The sequence below is a fragment of the Candidatus Desulfosporosinus nitrosoreducens genome, assembly GCF_030954495.1.
GTDB lineage: Bacteria > Bacillota > Desulfitobacteriia > Desulfitobacteriales > Desulfitobacteriaceae > Desulfosporosinus > Desulfosporosinus nitrosoreducens.
In genome coordinates this window covers 47,946-69,076 of the sequence record NZ_JAVHUW010000041.1, presented here as the reverse complement: position 1 = coordinate 69,076, position 21,131 = coordinate 47,946, and the positions used below count along the sequence as shown (strand labels likewise).

The 21,131-nt window shown below is 49.2% G+C and carries 20 protein-coding genes; all 20 read left to right on the top strand.

The annotated features are described in order from the left end of the window. The first annotated feature begins 222 nt into the window (after positions 1-222). The 20 genes from cbiE to REC12_RS07440 all read left to right on the top strand — a co-directional run bounded on the left by cbiE (position 223) and on the right by REC12_RS07440 (position 21,130). A complete protein-coding gene (gene cbiE, locus REC12_RS07535) occupies positions 223-1,464 on the top strand; it encodes a precorrin-6y C5,15-methyltransferase (decarboxylating) subunit CbiE (RefSeq protein WP_308893291.1) in 1,242 nt (413 codons plus the stop codon). Then, complete coding sequence (gene cobI, locus REC12_RS07530; RefSeq protein ID WP_308893290.1) at positions 1,461-2,192, top strand: precorrin-2 C(20)-methyltransferase; 732 nt, start codon at positions 1,461-1,463, stop codon at positions 2,190-2,192. Before cbiE ends, cobI begins: the two co-directional genes overlap by 4 nt. After that, complete coding sequence (gene cobM / locus REC12_RS07525; protein WP_308893289.1) at positions 2,179-2,967, top strand: precorrin-4 C(11)-methyltransferase; 789 nt, start codon at positions 2,179-2,181, stop codon at positions 2,965-2,967. Before cobI ends, cobM begins: the two co-directional genes overlap by 14 nt. Next, entirely contained in the window at positions 2,964-4,070 is a 1,107-nt protein-coding gene (locus REC12_RS07520) for a cobalt-precorrin 5A hydrolase (RefSeq protein WP_308893288.1), read from the top strand. Before cobM ends, REC12_RS07520 begins: the two co-directional genes overlap by 4 nt. Further along, positions 4,067-4,756: a precorrin-3B C(17)-methyltransferase gene (cobJ, locus tag REC12_RS07515; RefSeq protein ID WP_308893286.1), complete on the top strand. Its 690-nt coding sequence runs from the start codon at positions 4,067-4,069 to the stop codon at positions 4,754-4,756. Before REC12_RS07520 ends, cobJ begins: the two co-directional genes overlap by 4 nt. Continuing rightward, a complete protein-coding gene (cobK, locus tag REC12_RS07510) occupies positions 4,753-5,538 on the top strand; it encodes a precorrin-6A reductase (protein ID WP_308893285.1) in 786 nt (261 codons plus the stop codon). The genes cobJ and cobK overlap by 4 nt, the downstream gene beginning before the upstream one ends. Beyond that, the gene (locus REC12_RS07505) at positions 5,535-5,903 is read left to right on the top strand and encodes a sirohydrochlorin chelatase (RefSeq protein ID WP_308893283.1); all 369 of its coding nucleotides are present in this window, start codon (positions 5,535-5,537) and stop codon (positions 5,901-5,903) included. The genes cobK and REC12_RS07505 overlap by 4 nt, the downstream gene beginning before the upstream one ends. Then, on the top strand, positions 5,900-6,532 hold the full coding sequence (locus tag REC12_RS07500) for a precorrin-8X methylmutase (protein ID WP_308893281.1): 633 nt from the start codon (positions 5,900-5,902) through the stop codon (positions 6,530-6,532). Before REC12_RS07505 ends, REC12_RS07500 begins: the two co-directional genes overlap by 4 nt. 43 nt (positions 6,533-6,575) lie before the next feature. Further along, positions 6,576-8,183 (top strand): cobyric acid synthase, encoded by a 1,608-nt coding sequence (locus REC12_RS07495; protein WP_308893280.1) that lies wholly within the window; start codon positions 6,576-6,578, stop codon positions 8,181-8,183. Then, positions 8,183-9,142, top strand: a complete 960-nt coding sequence (cbiB, locus tag REC12_RS07490; RefSeq protein WP_374214185.1) for an adenosylcobinamide-phosphate synthase CbiB — start codon at positions 8,183-8,185, stop codon at positions 9,140-9,142. Before REC12_RS07495 ends, cbiB begins: the two co-directional genes overlap by 1 nt. Before the next feature lie 83 nt (positions 9,143-9,225). Beyond that, complete coding sequence (locus tag REC12_RS07485) at positions 9,226-10,647, top strand: cobyrinic acid a,c-diamide synthase CobB (protein WP_308893277.1); 1,422 nt, start codon at positions 9,226-9,228, stop codon at positions 10,645-10,647. After that, positions 10,648-11,205: a cob(I)yrinic acid a,c-diamide adenosyltransferase gene (locus REC12_RS07480; RefSeq protein WP_308893275.1), complete on the top strand. Its 558-nt coding sequence runs from the start codon at positions 10,648-10,650 to the stop codon at positions 11,203-11,205. Then, a complete protein-coding gene (locus tag REC12_RS07475; protein WP_308893274.1) occupies positions 11,205-12,131 on the top strand; it encodes a GHMP family kinase ATP-binding protein in 927 nt (308 codons plus the stop codon). The genes REC12_RS07480 and REC12_RS07475 overlap by 1 nt, the downstream gene beginning before the upstream one ends. Positions 12,132-12,220: 89 nt before the next feature. Continuing rightward, positions 12,221-13,333 (top strand): pyridoxal phosphate-dependent aminotransferase, encoded by a 1,113-nt coding sequence (locus REC12_RS07470; RefSeq protein WP_308893272.1) that lies wholly within the window; start codon positions 12,221-12,223, stop codon positions 13,331-13,333. A gap of 172 nt (positions 13,334-13,505) precedes the next feature. Continuing rightward, complete coding sequence (locus REC12_RS07465) at positions 13,506-15,038, top strand: MASE3 domain-containing protein (protein WP_308893271.1); 1,533 nt, start codon at positions 13,506-13,508, stop codon at positions 15,036-15,038. A gap of 190 nt (positions 15,039-15,228) precedes the next feature. Further along, positions 15,229-16,653, top strand: a complete 1,425-nt coding sequence (gene cls / locus REC12_RS07460; protein ID WP_308893270.1) for a cardiolipin synthase — start codon at positions 15,229-15,231, stop codon at positions 16,651-16,653. Between the two features lie 236 nt (positions 16,654-16,889). Further along, entirely contained in the window at positions 16,890-17,399 is a 510-nt protein-coding gene (locus tag REC12_RS07455) for an RNA polymerase sigma factor (RefSeq protein WP_308893268.1), read from the top strand. Continuing rightward, complete coding sequence (locus REC12_RS07450) at positions 17,399-18,574, top strand: DUF4349 domain-containing protein (protein WP_308893267.1); 1,176 nt, start codon at positions 17,399-17,401, stop codon at positions 18,572-18,574. The genes REC12_RS07455 and REC12_RS07450 overlap by 1 nt, the downstream gene beginning before the upstream one ends. A 189-nt stretch (positions 18,575-18,763) precedes the next feature. After that, positions 18,764-19,612: a YitT family protein gene (locus tag REC12_RS07445; protein WP_308893266.1), complete on the top strand. Its 849-nt coding sequence runs from the start codon at positions 18,764-18,766 to the stop codon at positions 19,610-19,612. 111 nt (positions 19,613-19,723) lie between these two features. After that, positions 19,724-21,130, top strand: coding sequence for a GGDEF domain-containing protein (locus tag REC12_RS07440; protein WP_308893265.1), 1,407 nt, complete (start codon positions 19,724-19,726; stop codon positions 21,128-21,130). Position 21,131: the final 1 nt, after the last annotated feature.

The following is a 21,131-nucleotide window of genomic DNA, read 5'->3' as shown; positions in this document are numbered from 1 at the left end:
ACGAGCGATAGGAAATGTGTGTGTTTATTAGGGTAAACCATACGAGCCGCTCAAGGCTCGTTTTATTTATGGCGCAAAGTATAATGTCCTTTTAAAGACTTTTGGCAACAAAGGAACAGCCAGCGGCAGGTCAGGGACGGCCGAATGTCCCGGAAAGCGGGAGGGGACTGCCGGCTGTGAATGGTTAAGTTCTCTGCAATCTATGCGGAAGAGGGGTATTGAATGATTCAGGTGATTGGTATTGGCCCTGGCAGACCGGAATGGGTGCCTCCGGTCGTCTATGAACTCGTAAAGCACTGTGATGTTTTAATCGGAGGATCACGAGCCCTTAAACTCTTTCCCGATTTTTCGGGAAACCGGCACTGTCTGTCGGGTGATCTTAAATCCAGCCTTTCTGTGATCACTGAGGCACTTTCAGGAAAAAACATGGTAGGAGTTCTCGTTTCGGGAGATCCGGGTTTTTTTAGTTTTTTGCCCAGGCTTAAGAAAGAGTTTCCGGAAGAACAAATTGAGGTCTACCCCGGGATCAGTTCCCTCCAATTTGCTTTCGCCAGAGCGGGGCTTCCTTGGCAGGAGGCCACCTTTGTCAGTGTTCATGGGCGGGAATTAGCGGTGCTCCCCGACATCATTACTCGTCCGACGGGAGTGCTGACCGGCGGAGATAACACTCCTCAAAAAGTCGCTCAATTCTATTGGCAGAAAGGCTGCAATCCCGATATTTCCGTAGGCAATTCCCTTGGCTATCCTGAAGAAATCTGGTTGACAACGGATGCGGAGCATCTGGCTCAGGAAAAAGCCTTGTTAAAAAATGCGACGATGATTTTACATCCCACATTAAGCCTGAAAACAGAAGCGCATTCTGCACCCGAAGCCGAACCTGCCCGGGAATGCCGCTTCGGCATTCCGGACCAAGAGTTTTTGCGGGGAAAAGTGCCCATGACCAAAGCGGAAGTTCGCGTTCAAGTGCTCGCCAAGGCCCAAATTTCCAGATCCGACTCGGTTGCCGACATTGGCGCCGGCACAGGAAGTATTAGTATTGAAGCCGCCGGCTTGGCTTCTCAAGGAACTGTTTACGCCATCGAACACAATCCGGAAGCACAAGCTCTTATTTTGGAGAATCAACGCAAGTTTAAAGTCTCTAATCTTCAGCTCATTTCGGGGAGCGCTCCCGATGTTTTCGGGGAGCTGCCGCCGGTCAACGTCTGTATTATTGGCGGGAGCAATGGCCGGCTGGAAGATATCCTGGCTAAAGTCCCTCTCCTGGCAGGAGGACGGATTGTTATTACCGCCGTGACCCTTGAAACGATAGCCCAAAGCTTAAAATTCCTCAGTGAACTTAACTATCAGGATATTGACGTAGTTTCTATTCAGGCGGTCCGCTGGCAGCCCGTTCAAACTCTGCATATGGCCCAAGCCTTAAATCCGGTCTTTATACTATCAGCACGAAAAGGGGTAATATCATGACGCTTACATGGGGGACATTCTATGGAGTGGGAGTCGGACCGGGAGATCCCCGTCTTTTGACTCTCCAGGCAGTGGAAATCTTACACTCCGTTGATCTGGTGGCTATTCCCAAATCGAAGATGGAGCGGGAAAGTGTCGCTTGGGACATCGCCAAAGTTCACTGTCCGCCCCAGGTCCGCCTCCTCGAACTGGAAATGCCGATGACCTCTGATCAGCAAGTTCTGGCCAAAGCATGGCAAGATGGTGCGGAAACGCTGCTCAGTGAGTTAAAAGCCGGTAAATCTGTGGCCTTTATTACTTTGGGAGATCCATCCCTCTACAGTACTTACAGCTACCTGCTAAACATTCTGCAAGAGAAATTGCCTTCGCAATTTATTGTCACCGTGCCCGGAATTACGGCCATGGCCGCTGCCGCTGCGAAAGTTAATTTGCCTCTCGCCACAGGGGACGAACCCCTGCTTATTCTGCCCAGTACAGACGATGTCGGACAGTATCTTGATTTTCCCAATTTAGTCTTAATGAAAGTTTCGCGCAGGCTGCCTGAAATCTTAACCCTGCTCGAAGAGCGTGAAAGAAAAGCCGTTCTCTTAACACGCTTGGGGCAAGCCGGAGAACAAATCCGTTGGGAGCCCAAGCCGCAAGACTTTGCCGCGGATAAAATCGATTACCTCAGTCTTCTTTTAGTTAAGAAGAAATTAGCGGGGAGGGAAAACAGTGAGCCAAAATAAAACTGACGGGGAAGTGATTTTCGTTGGTGCGGGGCCGGGCGACCCGGAACTGATCACCATCAAGGGCTCCCGGGCCCTGGAGCGTGCCGACCGTGTGATCTACGCCGGGTCTTTGGTCAACCCGGAGCTGCTCAAGCTGTGCCGGCCGGGAACTCCTTGCCATGACAGTGCCTCACTCACCCTTGAAGAAGTGCTGGCTTTGATGCTTGACGGAACAAAACGTGGGGAAACGATTGTACGTCTTCACACCGGAGATCCGAGCATGTATGGGGCTGTTAAAGAACAGTTTGATTACTTGGAGGAGCAGGCAATTCCCTATTCCGTAATTCCGGGAGTCAGCTCCGTATTTGCTGCCGCAGCCGCAGTCAAGCGTGAATTCACCTTGCCGGATATTAGTCAGACCTTAATTCTCACCCGCTTGGCGGGCAGAACTCCGGTGCCTGAGCGCGAGGCGCTTGCCCAATTGGCCCGGCATCAAACCAGCATGGCGATTTTCCTGAGTGTCCAGGATATGGGGGCCGTAGTTGAGGCCTTGCTGGAAGGAGGCTACCAAGCCTCTACACCCATTGCCGTTGTCGCCAAGGCGAGCTGGCCTGATGAAGAAGTTCTTTTCGGAACCTTAGAAACCATCGTTGCCAAAGTGCAAGCGGCAGGAATCCGCAAACAGGCCCAGATTCTTGTCGGCGATTTTTTAGACCCGACAGGAGGATACGCCCGTTCCAAGCTCTACGACCCGACCTTCACCCATGAATACCGTCAGGGAACAGACAGGTGAAAATAGCCTTACTGGCCCTGACGGATCGAGGTCTGGCAACGGCCTTGCGAATTGGCGAGGGGCTCCCGGGTTCGGCAATTCAGACAGTCTGCATTCATGAGAAAGCTTTGCCTGCCGGCGGCGGTCAAAGTCAGGAATTTGGAAAGCTGCAAAGCTTCCGGCGTTTGAGTGAGCTCGTTCCTGCGCTCTGGCGAACTCATTCTGTGCTTATTTTTGTCATGGCCACAGGAATTGTCCTGCGTCAGATAGCTTCCCTGATAGACAAGAAAGACCGGGACCCGGCGGTGTTGGTTTTAGACGAAGCGGGAAAGTTCGTGATTCCCTTGCTTTCCGGCCATTTAGGCGGCGCGAACGCCTGGGCCAGGCAGATTGCCCAGCAAATCAAAGCCCAGGCAGTTATCACCACTGCCACAGACGGCCGCGGTTTGGTGGCTCCCGATGAATACGCCCGCAGGTATGGCTGGAAGGTAGAACCGGTAGACCATTTGCCCGCTGTCAACCGTTTGCTTTTGGAACAAGGGTTTCTCAACGTTTTTACGCCTTATCCGCTTAATCCGGAACAAGCTTTGGTCACAGATTCTCACTATCGCTTTTTAACGGCTCAGGAAAAAGATAAAGCCCAGGTTATGCTCGACGCTTTCCCAAGCGAGCATATCCGGGAAGATTGCCTTTATCTTGTTCCTCCCGTTTTAAGTGTGGGGGTCGGGTGCCGGCGGGGGATTTCCTGTACAGTGATTTTAGAAATGATCTCCTCTGCCTTTAAGCAAATAGGAGCCTCTCCGCAAGCTTTGTCCGGAATTTATAGTGTTGATTTAAAAGCAGAGGAAGCGGGACTGGTGGAAGCCGCCGAACACCTCGGCGTTCCTTTCAAAACTTTTTCGGCGGAAGAACTTCAAACAGTCAATGAACAAGAACACTTGCAGCGGTCAGATTTTGTAAACAAAACGATAGGAGTGGACGGAGTATGCGAAGCAGCGAGTTTACTGGGAGCAAACAGGGGGCGGCTGATTCTGCCCAAAATCAAGGGACAGGGGGTCACAGTAGCGATCAGCCTGGAAAACTTTTTGTCGTCGGTCTTGGACCGGGAGACGCCGCTCATATGACCTCACGGGTTCAGTCCGTACTAAATGAAGCGGAATATATTGTTGGCTATAAGACCTACATCGACCTGATTCGTAACTTTTTAACCCATCAACAAGTGGTTGCCACAGGCATGCGCCAGGAAATTGACCGCTGCCGGGAAGCAATTCGTTTGGCAGGGGAAGGGCATCGGGTTGCCGTTGTGAGCAGTGGGGATGCCGGAGTTTACGGTATGGCCGGAATTATTATCGAATGTCTGGAGCAGGAGGGGCTGCTGGAGCTTCCTTTAGAGATTGTGCCGGGCGTCACTGCCGCATCTGCTGCGGCCTCCATGCTTGGCGCACCTTTAATGCACGATTTTGCCGTTATCAGCTTAAGCGACCTCCTGACACCCTGGGAAGTTATCGAGAAGCGAGTGCGTCTGGCTGCCGAGGGAGATTTCATCCTGGCCATCTATAATCCCAAGAGCCTTGGCCGCACACAGCACATTGAAACCGTGCGGGAACTCCTTCTGACTTACCGTCATCCTTACACTCCTGTCGGTCTTGTCCGGGAAGCGTTGCGCGGCGAGGAATCCAACGTCCAGATTACCAACCTTGCGGATTTTACCAATTATCCTATCGATATGCTGACAACCGTCATCGTCGGCAACTCGCAAACCCGGATTGTCGGATCTTATATGGTCACTCCCCGAGGCTATAAACTGTGAAACTCTTTGTCATGGCCGGGACTGAAGACGGACGGCAACTCGCGGAAGCTTTAAAAAAGCGGGGACATGATGTCTTAGTTTCCACCCTAACCGCCTATGGGGCGGATCTGGTTTCGGAACAGGGACTGTCAGTCCGTTCGGGAGCAATGAATGCCGAGCTTCTCACAGAGTTTCTTAACAGTAATTCTTATACGGCTCTTGTCGATGCCACCCACCCTTACGCCCTGCGCGTCAAAGAAATAGCCCAAAAGGTATGTGCAGAACTAAGTGTCCCGTATTTTCGCTGGGAACGCTCAGCTCTTGAGCTTGAGAGTCATCCCCTGATTCATTGGGTTGAGAACATCCCGGCGGCAGCTCAGGCTGCGGCCAGCCTCGGCAATCGTCTGCTGCTTACCACCGGCAGCAATTCTTTGCCGGAATGGACATCACAGCCCTGCTTAAGGGGTAAAAGCCTTTTTATCCGAGTGCTGCCTACCTCTCAGGTCTTGGCCCGCTGCGAAACTTTAGGCTTTAGCCCCAAGCAAATTATTGCTGCCCAGGGACCCTTTTCCGAAGAATGGGACAAAGCAATGTTCAAGCAATTAAAGATTGAGGTCGTAGTTGCCAAGGAAAGCGGCAAAGTGGGCGGAACCTTAGAAAAAGTACAGGCTTGTCTCACTTTAAACATCCCTTTAATCCTCTTGAAACGCCCAGCTGTTGATTTCTCAAACAGCCAGGCAGGTCAAACCATAGCGGTCAGTTCAATTCCCGAATTTATTAAACAAATGGAGGAACTTTTATGAAAACTGAGATCATTCTTTTAGGACACGGCAGCCGCCGTGCTGAAGCCAACCAAGGTCTTTTAGTGGTCGCCGAGAAAGTAAGTTCTTTGCTTGGACAACCAGTGACACCTGCCTACATGGCTCATGACCGTCCCAGCCTGCCGGAAGCGGTTGCGGAAAAAATAAGCGAAGGCGCGGCGCGGATTGTCATCATGCCCCTGTTTCTTTTTCGGGGAATTCACGTTACGGTGGATATTCATGAAGAACTGCGTGAACTCAGGGAACAGCATCCCAATGTCGAAGTTATCTATACTAAAGAACTGGGAGCGGATGACAGCATAGCAAGCCTGGCTTGTGACCGCATCAAGGAGGCTGTGGCAGGATGACGGAGTTTATCTTGGAGCCCGGTCAAATCGAGATGGAAAGCATGCGTATCATTCGGGCCGGCCTTAAACGTCCCTGGCTGGACCAGGAATATCCCGTCGTTGAACGTTTAATTCACACCAGCGGGGACCCGTCTTTAGAGCAGGTCATTGCCATTCATCCCCAAGCTATTTCCTGCGGCCTTGAGGCACTAAAAAAAGGCGCGACGGTCATAACGGATGTGGAAATGGTTCGGGCGGGCATAGCCAAGGAAAAGCTTAAATTGCTGGGCGGTTCGGTGGAATGCCATTTGAACGACCCGGAGATTGCCCAACAAGCCAAAGAGTGGGGCATCACCCGCTCCATGACCGCCTTTCGCCTGCATCCGGAGCGGTTGCAAGGGGCCATCGTGGCCATCGGCAACGCCCCTACAGCCCTGCTCGAAGTCCTGCGCTTAGCTGAACAAGCTGAGACGCGTCCGGCCTTAATCATTGGCATTCCTGTCGGGTTCGTCGGCGCCAAGGAGTCGAAAGATTTGCTGTGGGAACGTCAGGATATTCCCTCCATCACTGTTCTGGGAACACGGGGAGGAAGCCCTTTGGCTGCAACCGTTGTCAATGCCTTGATATATACGGCCTTGCGTGAAGGCTGATGTGCCGATAGCGAAAGCCCACCTTAGAAAAGAGGGTGAAAAAATGTCAACAGAGAATCTGCCGGCGGCAAGACTTATGATCCAGGGAACTTCTTCCAGCGTGGGGAAAAGCGTCCTGGCTGCCGCTTTTTGCCGCATATTTTATCAGGAAGGCTACAAAGTGAGTCCCTTTAAAGCGCAGAATATGGCTCTCAACTCTTTCGTCACCGCCGCGGGCGGAGAAATGGGCAGAGCTCAGGTTGTTCAGGCTCAGGCTGCGGGTATTGAACCCGACGTGCGCATGAATCCTATTCTGCTCAAACCCAGTGGACCAACAGGTTCCCAGGTAGTCATAATGGGAGTCTCCCAGGGAAATGTCACAGCCTTGCGTTATCACGGAGAATATCAGCGCCTGACTTGGCCCTACGCTCAGGACGCCCTGCATGGCTTGCTTAGGGAATACGAGATTGTTGTGATAGAAGGCGCCGGCAGTCCCGCCGAGGTCAATCTCAAATCCAACGACATCGTCAATATGCGGGTTGCCCTGGAAGCAAATGCCCCTGTTTTGCTCGTTGCCGATATTGATCGCGGCGGAGCCCTGGCCTCTGTCGTCGGTACTTTGGAGCTCTTGGAACCGGAAGAACGCGCTCTGATTAAAGGGATCATTTTTAATAAATTCCGGGGAGAAATTGCCCTTTTGCAGCCGGCTTTGGATTTTATTGAAGAAAGAACGGGAATTCCGGTCCTGGGAGTCGTTCCTTATTTCAAAATACGCATACCGGACGAGGACTCTGTGGCCATCAGTGAAGCGGCAGAGAAGCCCCGCGTTGCCACCACCGATCAACTGGATATAGCCGTGATCCGGTTGCCCTATATTGCTAATTTTACGGATTTCGATGCCCTGCAAGACGAACCGGACGTTTCCGTGCGTTATGTCACGGAACTGGACAGCCTGGGCAAGCCCGATCTTGTCATTATTCCGGGCAGTAAAAACACTCTGGCTGATCTGCGTTTTATGCACGAGAGTGGATTAGGCGCTCAGATTTATAAGTTCTGGCAAGAGGATCTTCCCATCTTGGGGATCTGCGGCGGGTATCAGATTATGGGGCGTCTGGTGAAAGACCCTCTGCATACCGAGTCTGACCTGGAAGAGGTTCCCGGTCTGGGGATTCTTCCCATGGTCACGGAATTCTACCCTCAAAAACATACCGTCCAGAGCAAAGGCAGGATTTTAGCGACGCAAGGATTTTTTCAGGCCTGTACCGGGGAACCCGTTGTGGGCTATGAAATTCATATGGGGCGGTCTATGCCGGACGAGGGCCAGGCGCCGCTTTTAGAATTAACCTCCAACGGAGTAGCTTACTCTGACGGTCTGCAGGCAGGCAATGCTTATGGGACTTATTTACATGGAATTTTCGATAACGATAGTTTAAGGAATTCCCTTTTGAATTGGCTCTGGCAGCGCAAAGACCGCACAAGACCCTGTGCCGTGACCCAGTCTCAGGCAGCCTTGCGCGAATCCGCCTTTAACGAGCTGGCAGATTCAGTGCGCAAAAGTGTCGATCTTGAGCGCATCCGGGCTATTATGGGCTTGCCTTCCGGCGCAGGATTCCAAATTTCGGCCGATGGGAAAGCTCCTGTCGAAGAAAGAAGCGGTCAGGTAGGAGGATGATGGGAAAAATCAGTCTTCTTACCCTGGCGGTTCTTTTCGGCTTTGTCCTTGACCAAGTGCTGGGAGATCCCCGGAATTGGCCGCATCCTGTGGTGAGCATCGGCAAAGTCATAGCCTATTTGGAACGACAGCTTAATCAGGGGTCCCCAAAGGAAAGGCGAAGAAAAGGAGCTTTTCTGACCTGTCTGGTTGTGGGTGGCAGTTACTTGGTAACCTGGGCGCTGATTTCAGGCGCCAAGCTTATTCATCCTTTATTGGGACTCGCGGTCAGCGTTTATTTCATTTTCACGACTTTAGCCGGCAAGTCTCTCTTAGATGCCGGACAAAGCGTGCTCATTCCTTTAGAGCAAGGGAACATTCAAGAAGCACGGCTGAAACTCTCCTGGTTTGTCAGCCGGGATACGGAGAATCTTGCTGAAAAAGAGATCGTGCGGGGGACTATTGAAACCTTGGCTGAAAACTTTGTAGATGGGATTTTGTCCCCGCTCTTTTATGCCGCTCTGGGAGGAGCACCTCTGGCAATGGCCTTTAAAGCAGTCAGTACTCTGGATTCTATGGTTGGGTATCGCAATGAGCGCTATAAGGATTTTGGCTGGTTTTCAGCGCGCAGCGATGATTGGGCTAATTATCTTCCGGCACGTTTATCCGTACCGCTCTTGCTCTTAGCCGGCTGGTTGAGAAAAATGCCCGCCCGGCGCGCTTTTAAAATTTGGCAGCGGGACGCCTCAGGGCATCCCAGTCCCAACGGGGGAAACCCGGAAAGTGTCGTTGCCGGATTGCTGGGCGTTCAGCTTGGCGGTTTCAATAGTTATCACGGGCAGCTTCACCACCGGGCGGAAATGGGCGATGTTCTGCATCCTTCAAACTTTGCCGACATTGTCTGCTGCCAAAAACTGGTTCGAACGGCGACTTGGCTCTCTCTTTTACCCACTCTCTGTTTGGCTTTTCTGTTGAATTAGCCGTCTTTAGCGATTAGGCTCTAATGTGTAGCAGTGTTTATAATCTATCAGGATTTCATAAGTTACAATGAGGGAGAGATAACGTGAAAATTCCTCGCATTGTCCTAGCGGGTACACATAGCGGTGTAGGCAAAACAACTCTGGCAACCGGATTAATGGCCGCTTTGAAGCAGCGCCGGCGGCCGATTCAAGGCTTTAAAGTTGGTCCGGATTATATTGATCCCAGCTATCATGCGGCAGCGACCGGAAGGCCTTCCCGCAATCTCGACCGCTGGTTGCTGGGAGACCATCTTCCTTCCGCTTTCGTTCAAAGCAGCGGAGAACGATGGGCCGTCATTGAGGGTGTGATGGGACTTTTTGACGGCATGAGCGGTACCGCCGGTTTTGGCAGTACGGCAGACGTGTCGAAACTCCTCAACGCCCCCATTCTCCTGATTGTTGACGCTTCTTCGATGTCCCGCAGTGTTGCGGCTTTAGTCCACGGGTTTAAAACCTACGATCCCGGGGTCAGCCTTCAAGGAGTCATTCTCAACCGCGTAAAATCGCCGGCTCAGGAAAAAATACTCAGAGAAGCTCTGCTGGAACTTCAGGTACCGGTCCTTGGCGTCCTGCCGAAGGAAACATCCCTTCATCTTCCGGAACGGCATTTAGGCTTAATTCCTGTGGGGGAAGGCGGGCTGCTGGCCGGATTTATTGACACCCTGTCTAAGCTGATCACGGATCATATTGACCTGGATCAAGTAGAGCGCATCATGCACAGTGCTCCTGACTTCAGCGACTCGATGATGGCCGGCGGGGCCGGTTCACCTCTTGATGCCAAAGCTCATGGCGGAAGTCCGTTTTCTGCCGCGCAGTCTCATCACGGCGACAAATTTCGCTTGGGTTTAGCCTGGGACGAAGCTTTCCTTTTTTATTATCAAGATGCCCTGGACTTGGCGGAACGCTTAAATTATACCCTTGTGCCTTTCAGCCCTTTGCACGATCCCTCTCTGCCGGAAAACCTGGACGGAGTTTTTCTGGGCGGCGGTTTCCCTGAGCTTCACCTTAAGGAGTTGAGTGAAAACACCTCCTTCCTGAATTCCCTCCGGGCCTTTGCCGCCAGTGGGAAGCCTCTTTATGCCGAATGCGGAGGATACATGTACCTGGGAAAATCGATTACAAATTTCGCGGGAGAGGAGTATCCTATGGCCGGGCTCATTCCCATGAAAGCAGAAATGACCAAACGTCTGCAAGGAATAGGGTATCGCCGGGGAGTTTTTCAAAAGGATAATTTTTTAGGCTCCCGCGGAACTGCGGTTCAAGGGCATGAATTTCATTATTCCAAAGTCACCTATGAGGCGGAAATACCGGCCGCTTACGAGTTGTTCAAAGGTGAACAGGCCGTGCGCAGAGAAGGCTATGCGCAAGACAACCTCTTCGCCTCCTATCTTCATCTCAACTTTGCCGGTCATCCGGAGTTGCTGGAACACTGGTTTAATTCTGCCGGCCAGAGAAGGGGAACCTGAATGATCACTGTTTACACGGGGCAGGGAAAAGGAAAAACAACCTCAGCCTTAGGCGAAGCTTTGCTGGCTTCTTCGGCAGGTAAGAAGGTTCTGATGGTACAATTTCTGAAAGGAAGTACCTACAGTGGGGAATTAATAGGGCTTAGCAGGCTGGGAATCCCGCTGCTGCAGTTCGGTGTAGGATGCCGCTGGTCAGGAATGATCCGTACCGGCCTGAAACATTGCACAGGATGCGGCGAATGTTTTCGGCAGAACCGAGATCCGGAAGTTGCTTTGGATTTAGTGAGCATGGCCTATGACTTTGTTCTCAAGGAAGCCGGCGGCGGCACGTATCAAGTTATTATTCTGGATGAAGTCAGTCATGCTCTTAACAAGGGTTTTTTGACCTTTGACCAATTGCAGCAGCTTCTGCTGGCAGGTTCTTCCCTCAACTGGGTCCTTACGGGCCGGGGGATGCCCAAAGAGGTAGAGCCCTGGGTGGATTCCTGGTGGGACTTGAACCCGTTAAAACATCCTTTTGCTCAAGGGATACACAGTCGTAGGGGGATTGAGTATTAATGAACACCGTCGGTTTGGCCCGATGTCCGGGGACATGTGGGGAATGGGTACAAGGGGCTCGCGCCGGAGTTCCTTTTCTTATCGATTGTCCAATTGACCGCTTTTCAGAGGTCAAAGTGGACCTGGACATCCAGGCTGGAATTTGGCATATCCCCCTCCGGAAAACCAAAGCTCTCCAGGTGCTGGAGTTATTGAAAGAAGACTTGGGCCTGCCCGCCTTAGGCGGTCAGGTTGAATTTCTGCAGCAGCTTCCCGAGGGGAAGGGCATGGCCAGTTCGACGGCGGATATTGCTGCCGTGGCTGCCGCCGCTTTGCTGGCCTTAGGCCAAGATCCTGAGCCTGAGCATTTAGCGCGGCTTGCTTTGCGGATAGAACCGAGCGACAGTGTGATGTTTCCCGGAATTACGGACATTGAACATGTGCAAAGACATAACTATCGCCTGCTGGGGCCTGCGCTGCCGGCTCTGTTTCTGGCCTTGGACTGGGGCGGCTCTGTTGACACTGAGGTCTTTAATGCCCGTCCCGGACTTGCTGAACATTACCGCCGCTGGGAAAGAGAAATTAGCAAGGCTTATCAAATAGCCTCAGAAGGAATTAAGCAGGGAGACTTGGAGAAATTAGCGGCCGCCGGGACGATCAGTGCGCGCTGTAATCTGGAGATAAATCCTAAAGCCTTATTTAAACCATTCCTGGATTGGGTTTTGCAAAACGGCGGCTTGGGAGTCGTAACAGCCCATAGCGGCACTTTGCTGGCCGGAGTATTTCCCCAGGCCGCAACAGTGGAAAGAAAGATTCGCAATCATTTGCAAAAGGAAGCGCAGCAGCGTTTTAGTCCTGCTTACCTGGATCTTTTTAACAGCCATCCCGGAGGCATCCTTGCCAATGCTGCAAACTATCAAGAAAATCTAACCGGCACCAAGACTTAAGCGGGCGGCTGTCTGGCTGTACTGAGGCCGGCCAGGGAGAGTCAGGCAGCCCATACTTCTAACAAAGTAAGAAAATGCGGGGTGAGTTCATGCATGGAGGGAATCTAAGAAAGGCTCAGGAAGTCTATGGCTTAACCAACTTCATTGATTTATCCGCCAATATAAACCCTTTTGGCCCGCCGCGGGATGTCTGGGATTCTTTACAAAAAAGCCTTCAAGAGATTACAAGTTATCCGGACCCTGAAAGCATTGCCTTGCGCACAGCCCTGTCTCAGCGTTTAGATCAGCCCATGGCAGAAATAATGGTTGGCAATGGGGCTGGAGAGTTAATTTTTACAATTGTCAATGCTTTAAAGCCCCGCAAAGTCGCCATACCCCTGCCGACTTTCAGTGAATACGAACGGGCGGCGCGCTCCATAGGAGCTGAAGTTTGCTATATTCCTTTAGGGGCAGAGGGGTGGCGGAAGTTTCAAGGCAGCAATCCCGAGGATGGGCCGGAAGGACTCGACGTATCTGAGTTTAATCGACTCTGGAAAGGCTATCTGGAGGGATGTGAACTTTTGTTTCTTTGCTCTCCTCATAATCCGACAGGCAGCGTTCTTGAAGCAGAAAGGTTTGAACAACTCTTAAAGCTCACACGCGCCATAGGCTGCAACATCCTCTTTGACGAATCTTTCCTGGATTTTCTCCCGGACGAATTGCGGAAATCCGCTCGCACTTATCTGGCAGGCAATAAGCACCTTATCGTTTTATACTCCTTGACGAAATTTTACAGCCTGCCGGGATTGCGTTTAGGCGCCGCTTTTGCTTCGCCGGCAATGCTCAGGCAATTTGAGCAATACCGGGACCCCTGGTCTGTCAATGTTTTAGCCCAAAATGCCGGGATAACGGCTCTCCGGGACAGAAAGTATGGGCGCGAGGTCAGAGAAAAGCTGCAAGAGAGCAGAGCTTATTTTTACCGTGAATTTGAGCTGTGCGGCTTTAAGCATTTGCGTCTGCTTGCCACTGCGGTAAATTTCTCCTTGCTTGAAATCCTGGATTCTTCAACTCCGGAATTAATCCGGCATCTCGGAAGCAAGGGAATTCTTGTGCGCAATTGTCGTAATTTTGCCGGACTGCAAGGGAACTATCTAAGAGTTGCTATCAAGGATATCTTAGCTATGCAAAAGCTTATTACAGAACTCAAAGCTTTTTATGGTTGACTTTCTTCAAAAAAATTTTCTTTTTATATTTTAAAGTGGTATATATGAGAATTTTCGAGAATAATCTCCCTTAAGAGAAGGATATTACCGCCTGACGTAGAATAGATGCGCAGGCTCAAGAATGTTTTAAGGACAACAATTTGCGTCCTTAACGTGCGAGGTGAATCATTCCATGGGAGAACAAGATTGGAACGGGGTTAACCGTCATGTTAATCCCCAGGAATTCATGACTATTTTCATCGCCCTAATTGCCTTATTTCTGTACGCCTTAACCCGAATTTTCTATGTTCACAATTTACAGTTTCTTGATTATAAAAATTGCCTCGCTTTGCATACCGGCTTAGGTTTTATCTGTATCACGATAGCCTTCGCCATTGCTTTGCAGGGTTTTTTTTCTTTTCCGCACACGCTGTCGAGATATCAACTCTACTTAGCGGCTATGTTTCTCGCTGTGGGAGCCTTTGATCTTTTCCATATGGTTACCAGACCGGATATGCCTTTTTTCGCCTCCGCTAGTGAGGAAGTTTCTCTTTGGTTTTGGCTGATAGCGCGCACCACGGAGTCTTTGTCCCTGCTCTTTGTCTTTTACCACCAGGACGAAGTTATAGAGCGCTCACGGCGTGAGAAAGCTTTTTTCTTTGTTCTGATTGTAATCTGTCTCATTAGTTTTTTTTCCCTGTGGCAAGCTTCCTTCCAGTGGGTAAAATCTCTCAGCTTCTTGCTGCAAAGGGTCAGGTTTGAATATCTGATCTGCTTTTTCTATCTCCTGACTCTCGGCTTCTTAAGCAAGCGTTATGTTTCCCGGCGTACGGTTAGCCAACTGGCAATGATTCTGAGTTTGATATTGTTGTTATTAGGCGAATTGGAAGTTGCCGCCAACTTCGGCTCAAGTGATTATGACAATCTTTTGGGACATGGCTTCAAGGCCTTGGGCTATTTATTTCTCTTTAAAGGAATCTATATTGACAGTATTAGCGTAACGTTTTCCTGGAAACAAATTGCCCAGGAAAACGCAGTTAAGCGGAAACAATTCGAGCGGGAAATCGCTCGGTTAGACCGCTTGAATTTGGTCGGGGAAATGGCGGCGGGAATCAGCCATGAAATAAGAAATCCTTTGACAACTGTGCGGGGATTCCTCCAATTTCTGGGCAATAAAGAGGACATTCAACATTACCAAAACTATATTGCTTTGATGATCGACGAATTGGATCGGGCCAACTCCATCATTTCCGAATTTCTCTCCTTTGGTAAAACAAAACCTCCGGAATTCAAAATCCAAAACCTTAATAAGATCGTTCAGGCCTTGGCTCCGCTCATTGAAGCGGATGCCCGACGTTACGATAAATACCTTGATCTGGACTTGAACGATCTTCCGGATCTGCTGCTTGATGAAGAAGAGATACGTCAGGTTATCTTAAACCTGGCCCGCAATGGCTTAGAAGCAATGGAACCCGGAAAGAGATTAACCATAAAAACCAGCGTTATGGACAATGCCGTAATTCTGGCTGTCAGAGATCAGGGCGGAGGAATCGAACCCCACATCCTGGAGAAGCTTGGCACCCCGTTTTTTACGACTAAAGAAGACGGAACCGGACTTGGCTTGGCTACTTGCTTCGGAATTGCCGCCCGGCACAACGGCAGTATAGGTATTGTGACAGGTTCGTCCGGCTCAACATTCTCGTTGCAAATTCCTTTTAATAAATAATTTTCCTGAGCTTTTCTCGCTTTTAGTGAGGGAAGCTTTAGTTTTCTTTATCTATGCCCGGAGTTCATGTTAGCCGGATTTCATCCGCTTTAGTAAAACGATTTCAGAGTGTGCATAATAGCAAGAGTCCTTTAATTAAACACAATTCAAAAGTATTTTGCTCGTCATACTCTTTATAGGCGGTGAAACTATGGGGTGGCTTTTTTTGCTGTTAATCCTTCAAGTGCTGCTCTTTGGCACGGTTATTCTCCTGGAAAACAGAGATCCCGGAAAAACAGTGACCTGGCTTTTTATACTCAGCCTGTTCCCTCTCTTAGGGTTTATTCTTTACATTCTTTTAGGCCGCAAGCAGAGAAAGCAAATCTTTCAGCACAAACATCTTCCGGACAATAAACTGGATCAGGCGATAGCTCAACAGCAGAAGACTCTGAATGCCGAAAAAAACAGGCTTCCCGACAAGCAAATCTCCGACCCTAAGCTGGTCAATCTCCTTCTCCACAGTGGTTATGCCCCCTTAACGTTTCATAACCAGGCAACCGTTCTTATTAACGGTGAGGAAAAATTTGAGGCTTTGTTTCAATCCTTGGAAAAGGCAACACATCATATTCATCTAAGCTACTACATCTTTAAAGGGGATGAAATTGGCGAGGATGTCCTGAAAATTCTTTCACGCAAAGCAGGGGAAGGAGTGGAAGTTCGGGTTCTTCTTGACGGCATAGGAAGCCTTGCAGTTTCGGGAAAGTTCATTGAGGTTATGCGACAGGCGGGAATACAGGCCCACTGGTATTTTCCCCTGCGTTTTCCTTTTCTGAGTCCGAAACTGAATTTACGTTACCATCGTAAACTTGTGATTATTGACGGTCGCACCGGGTATATGGGCGGACTCAATATAGGAGACGAATACTTGTCCAGAGACCCGGAGCTTGGCTTTTGGCGGGATACACACTTAAAACTTTCGGGTGAATCCGTTTATACCTTACAATCAGTATTTATAAACGACTGGTATTTTGTTACCCGTCAGGAACTCCAGGGGAATCCTTACTATCCGAAAGTTACTATCACGAACCTTCTGCCGGTGCAGATCGGCGCCAGCGGTCCCGATTCCCATTGGGCATCCATTCTGCAAGGCTTTTTTTTGTCTATAACTATGGCTAAGAAAAGCATAAGAATTGAAACTCCTTATTTTATTCCTGATGAAAGCTTGATTATGGCCCTCAAAACTGCCGCCCTCTCAGGTCTTGACGTGCAGATCATTATCCAGGGAATCCCTGAGCACAAACTGATATACTGGGCCATGAACTCCTATCTTGAGGAACTGCTTCAGGCAGGGGTCAAAATCTATAAATATATGAAAGGGATTCTCCACGCCAAGATCCTGCTTATCGATCATCAGTTTGCTTCCGTAGGTTCTGCCAACATGGATGTGCGCAGCTTTTCTCTCGATTTTGAAATTTGTGCTTTTCTCTATGACCGGAGCATAACAAAAACTCTAAATGAAAATTTTGAACAGGATTTGCAGGATTGCCGGTTCATTCAGCTGGAGTCTTTCCAAAGCCGCCCCTTCTCTGAACGCTTAAAGGAATCCTGTGCCCGCTTATTTTCCCCGCTGTTATGACAGCGGAATATTTAAGCGTTCAATGCTTTTAAACTGTGAGGATGACCTCTGTGCCCCTGGGCCTGGAGTCGTCCTTTTGTTTTATTGCATTGTTTGTTGAACTGCCCCATCAGAAAAGGCCTCCGGGATACGTCTATAGAATAGTAACCATTGGCGAATGATGATAAACAATGATTTAAGACCAGAGGAGATAGTTTATACTCAATTATAACAAGCGAAGGGAGGAGAACTGCCAGGTGAAAGCAGATTCATCCTTTGATGAAACCTATGAAGAACTATTCCCGCTTATTTACAGGTTTGTTTCCATCCGCGTACCTAAGTCTGATGTGGAAGACGTCACCGCCGAAATTATTGTTAAAGTATGGAAGGCTCTCTCTGAACTCGTTAAGAAAGATGCCCTGAAAGCGTGGGCCCTGAAAATTGCCGCTCGTCAGATCGCCGATTATTATAGAACTCACAAACATTCTGCCTCAATACTTCTGGAAGAACGACCAAAATCTCTTCTTAAAGATTCCGACCAAAGCGATAGCTGGGCCACTGTTTTAAGCATTGGGGAAGCTCTGGCCGGGCTTTCCCCCCAACAGGTCAACGTGATTCAGCTTCGTCTTATCGAAGGTTTCAGTGCGGGAGAAGTTGCCGAGATTTTAGGTACATCTCAGCAGGCGGTGGACAGCCTTTTATACCGTGCTAAGAAAGGGTTCCGAAAAATCTACCAGGGGAATCCTGACAAAGGAGGAAGAGGCTGATGAAGAGCTTTAAGAAAAAAGATCTTATATCTCTTTGGGAAGAAGACGGTGATTTAGAACAAATGAGAGCATATTTTAAAGCCATCAGATCTGAATCCGAAATAAATGAGCAGATCAAAGAAACTATTAAACAAAAAGCTCTGGCCAGAATGGCCGCGGAAGAGGCCAAGCAGCCGCATGCTCCGCTTAAGAAGCCCCTGTTTGAGCGATGGAGAGCAAAATGGTTTGCGGTGAGTTTGCTTAGCCGCCGGAAACTTGGAGCCGCTGTTGCCGGTCTGATCCTCTTACTGGTTGTAGCTCAAACTGCTTTGAATTTTGGGCATTTGTTCCCCTCAGGGGGACAGGCAACTTCTCAAAGGCAAAGCTCGTCAATGGCGGATAAGAACTCAGCCTACGGCCAGTCTTCCGCAGGGGCCGCCCTTCACGCGCCTAAAATTGCCGAGCAAGCGCCGCAAACGGCCGTGTCCGGTGACAACGCTCTTAATAAGGCCGTAATTCCTCACAAAATAACCCACGATGTAACCTTAACCCTTGAAGTAACTAATCCGACGGACACCCTGAATCAGGTCAAACAGAAGGCGGAACAAATGGGCGGCTATATTGTCGAATCCCAACAAAACGGCTCCGCTGGTCAGCTTTCAGCCCAGATGACCGTCAAAGTTCCCGCCGATAAACTGGATGAATTCACTAATTCCTTCGTCAGCTGGGGTAAGGTACTTGATCAACACACGGCGGCTGATGACATAAGCAATCAATACTATGATTCTCAAAATCGTCTGCAGACGTTGCAGGCTGAAGAAAACCGGTATCTTGAAATTTTGAACCAGGCGAAAACTGTTGATGATATCCTCAAAGTTGAAAACGCTTTGGGAAATATCCGCCAGCAAATCGAACAACTCGAAGGACAACTTAAACTTTGGAACAACCAGGTAGATTATTCCACGGTAACTTTTCAATTCGTAGCTAACTCCAGCCCGAACGTGACCGTAAAAAATTCCTGGCAGCCTGTCTCTTGGCAGAAAACTTGGATAGCTGCTCAAAATGCCTGCTTGAAAACTATCAGCAGCTCCTGGAACGTCCTTAATTATTTGGCGGTGGGCCTGGGATATGTTCTGCCGTACCTGTTTCTCGGCCTGGTGGGCTGGGCCGTTTACCGCATTCGGAAGAAAAAATAGACCGATTTGGATTTAGCTTCAGCTTCTTCTTTACTTCTTCGCATAACTCAGTATAATATTATTGATATCTCTTAAATTGAGAGCATTAAACCCAATAGCGGACCTCCCCGGAACTCTTCGGAGATAGGGGAGGTTTGATTTATCAATCAAGTGTCGTCTTTTCCCAACGAATTATTTGGAGGGTATTGTATGAAGTTATCGAAGCGCGCCCGATCTATCAGCAGTATTATCGCGATTGCTGCCGGAGCGATTATTGGAGCCTACGGGGTTCAGGCCTTTATTGTTCCATCGGGATTAAGTGGGGGAGGAGTCGGCGGTATTGCTCTGTTGCTCTACTATACGTTCAAACTTCCTATCGGCCTGATGACCTTTTTATTGAATATTCCCTTATTCGGTTTAGGCTGGCGGGAGATTAATAAGAATTTTGTTTTTAAGACCATTTGGGGCTTGGTTATCTATTCGATTTTTCTAGATCTCTTTAAAGGAGTCCATCCTGTTGCCATAAACGATATTTTTCTCGGCGCACTCTACGGTGGTGTCTTTTCGGGAGTCTCCTCAAGTATTGTCTTCCGGTTTGGCGGAAGCTTGGGCGGTACGGATATTGTTTCCAAGGTCATTCAGCGAAGATTTGGAATTCCGATGGGAACATCGGCCTTAGCTATCAACAGCGTTATCATTATGATCTCTTGGGCTATGCTGGGTTCGAAAGTTGCTCTCTATACACTTGTCACACTTTTTGTTTACGGACGGGTTCTGGACTTGATTCAAAGCGGAGTTCCCTCGAAATCAATCACTATCATTTCCGACAAGGCCGAAATTTTAGTTGATCGCATTATAGAAGATCTGGGCAGAGGGGCTACCTTTTTAAGCGGACGGGGCGCCTACTCCAATGAGTCTAAAAACGTCATTATCTGTGTTGTCAGTCTTCCCGAACTGGGCCGTTTAAAACAAGCTGTGCGGGAGGTAGACCCTCAAGCCTTTATGATTATTACCAACGCGGGAGAAGTTCTCGGCAGGGGCTTTGTGAAAAATGAATAATTAATTTCCAGCCGGCAATAACTGAGCAGGATTTAGTTTTAAGAAACGAGAAGTATACAGTGATGTATAAATGACAATTGATAATCAGTTATAGAACAGAGGGGACGACAGATGGCGGGAGAGAAGAAGAGAATTGACAGAACGAAAGTATCACCCGTTTCGCATCATAAACTTTGGACACTAGGCGTGATTTGCCTAATGTCCGGTCTGGCGGCTATCATCATTCTCGCGGGGGATAAAAGTATTTTTTTAGTATCCTTTTTTTTCCTGATGATAGCGCTCATTGCTTTGTATTTCCCCTGGAGACTATTATTAATGCAAATTGCCATTGCCTCACTGCTGACTTTCATTATTTTGTATAAACAAGCCCATCTCCTGACTTTCGTAGAATGGGCTATGTACACGCTTATTTATTTCGTTATAGGCATAGCCGTTAATCGGGAAATCAGCGCTATCCGCCAAATTCAAAGGCATGAAGCGGAAATGTCGGCTTTGTCAAATATCTCTGCCTCTTTAACCAAAACCCTCGATTTATGTGAGTTGACCAATCAAGTAGTAGACCAAATTTTTTCCTTGTTTCGAGCCGACGGCTGCACAATATTCCTGATGGATGAGGGAGAAAAATCCCTGCATGTCGTTAGTGCTCGTGAAAGTCAGAACGATCCTGCGATTTTGGCCTCTATTTTTAACAGTCATCCCAGAGTGGGTTTTGGAATGGTTGGCTGGGTGGCGGCAACCGGTGAGTCCGTTCTGGCGGGAGACGCCGAACACGATCCCAGAGCTTTGCATATCCCAGGCACTCCCTATGATGACGAATCTGTAATGGGTATCCCGCTGCAACTTGAAAAAGAAACCTTTGGAGTTCTTTGGATTTACAAATTGAATTTAGATGCTTTCAGCAAAGATGATCTGCAATTGGCCCAGATCTTTGCCAATCAAGTCAGTGTGGCCTTGGCAAATGCTCGCTTATATGAACATGTCCGCTGTCTTTCCGAAACAGACAGTTTGACGGGACTCTTAAATTCCCGTTCTCTGGCAGAGTTAACCGAAAAAGCTATAAGTCACGCTCAGGCAACCGAAGGCAATGTTTCGCTTCTTTTTATTGATTGTGATAATTTTAAAGGAATTAACGATCAGTTTGGTCACCCGACAGGTGATCAATTCCTGCGGTTTTTCGCAACACTATTGCTGGAAGGGGTTCGGGAGGGAGACTCGGTTGTGCGCTACGCCGGAGATGAATTCGTCATTCTTCTTCCCAATACCCGTCTTGAGGCGGCGATAAGTATCGGGGAACGATTGCTCGAAACCACCCGGGCAAGAACTATGGGTAACAATCCCGCTTTGCACACTACGGTTTCCCTGGGTCTGGCAGCTTATCCGCAACACGCCTTAACGGCTGAAGATCTCATTCAACATGCCGACGACGCCCTTTACTGTTCCAAACGCGGCGGCAAAAATCGCTTAAGCGTCTACAGCCTCGAGAACAGGGATGTTTGCAGGGCGCAGACCAGACCTTAGC

What these genes read in the sequence shown, in the direction of transcription:
- cobJ (WP_308893286.1), top strand. Translation starts at nt 4,067, where the DNA reads ATGACCTCACGGGTTCAGTCCGTACTAAATGAAGCGGAATATATTGTT.
- REC12_RS07475 (WP_308893274.1), top strand. Translation starts at nt 11,205, where the DNA reads ATGAACACCGTCGGTTTGGCCCGATGTCCGGGGACATGTGGGGAATGG.
- REC12_RS07480 (WP_308893275.1), top strand. Translation starts at nt 10,648, where the DNA reads ATGATCACTGTTTACACGGGGCAGGGAAAAGGAAAAACAACCTCAGCC.
- cobI (WP_308893290.1), top strand. Translation starts at nt 1,461, where the DNA reads ATGACGCTTACATGGGGGACATTCTATGGAGTGGGAGTCGGACCGGGA.
- REC12_RS07465 (WP_308893271.1), top strand. Translation starts at nt 13,506, where the DNA reads ATGGGAGAACAAGATTGGAACGGGGTTAACCGTCATGTTAATCCCCAG.
- REC12_RS07450 (WP_308893267.1), top strand. Translation starts at nt 17,399, where the DNA reads ATGAAGAGCTTTAAGAAAAAAGATCTTATATCTCTTTGGGAAGAAGAC.
- cls (WP_308893270.1), top strand. Translation starts at nt 15,229, where the DNA reads ATGGGGTGGCTTTTTTTGCTGTTAATCCTTCAAGTGCTGCTCTTTGGC.
- REC12_RS07505 (WP_308893283.1), top strand. Translation starts at nt 5,535, where the DNA reads ATGAAAACTGAGATCATTCTTTTAGGACACGGCAGCCGCCGTGCTGAA.
- REC12_RS07500 (WP_308893281.1), top strand. Translation starts at nt 5,900, where the DNA reads ATGACGGAGTTTATCTTGGAGCCCGGTCAAATCGAGATGGAAAGCATG.
- REC12_RS07445 (WP_308893266.1), top strand. Translation starts at nt 18,764, where the DNA reads ATGAAGTTATCGAAGCGCGCCCGATCTATCAGCAGTATTATCGCGATT.
- REC12_RS07495 (WP_308893280.1), top strand. Translation starts at nt 6,576, where the DNA reads ATGTCAACAGAGAATCTGCCGGCGGCAAGACTTATGATCCAGGGAACT.
- REC12_RS07440 (WP_308893265.1), top strand. Translation starts at nt 19,724, where the DNA reads ATGGCGGGAGAGAAGAAGAGAATTGACAGAACGAAAGTATCACCCGTT.
- cbiB (WP_374214185.1), top strand. Translation starts at nt 8,183, where the DNA reads ATGGGAAAAATCAGTCTTCTTACCCTGGCGGTTCTTTTCGGCTTTGTC.
- cbiE (WP_308893291.1), top strand. Translation starts at nt 223, where the DNA reads ATGATTCAGGTGATTGGTATTGGCCCTGGCAGACCGGAATGGGTGCCT.
- REC12_RS07470 (WP_308893272.1), top strand. Translation starts at nt 12,221, where the DNA reads ATGCATGGAGGGAATCTAAGAAAGGCTCAGGAAGTCTATGGCTTAACC.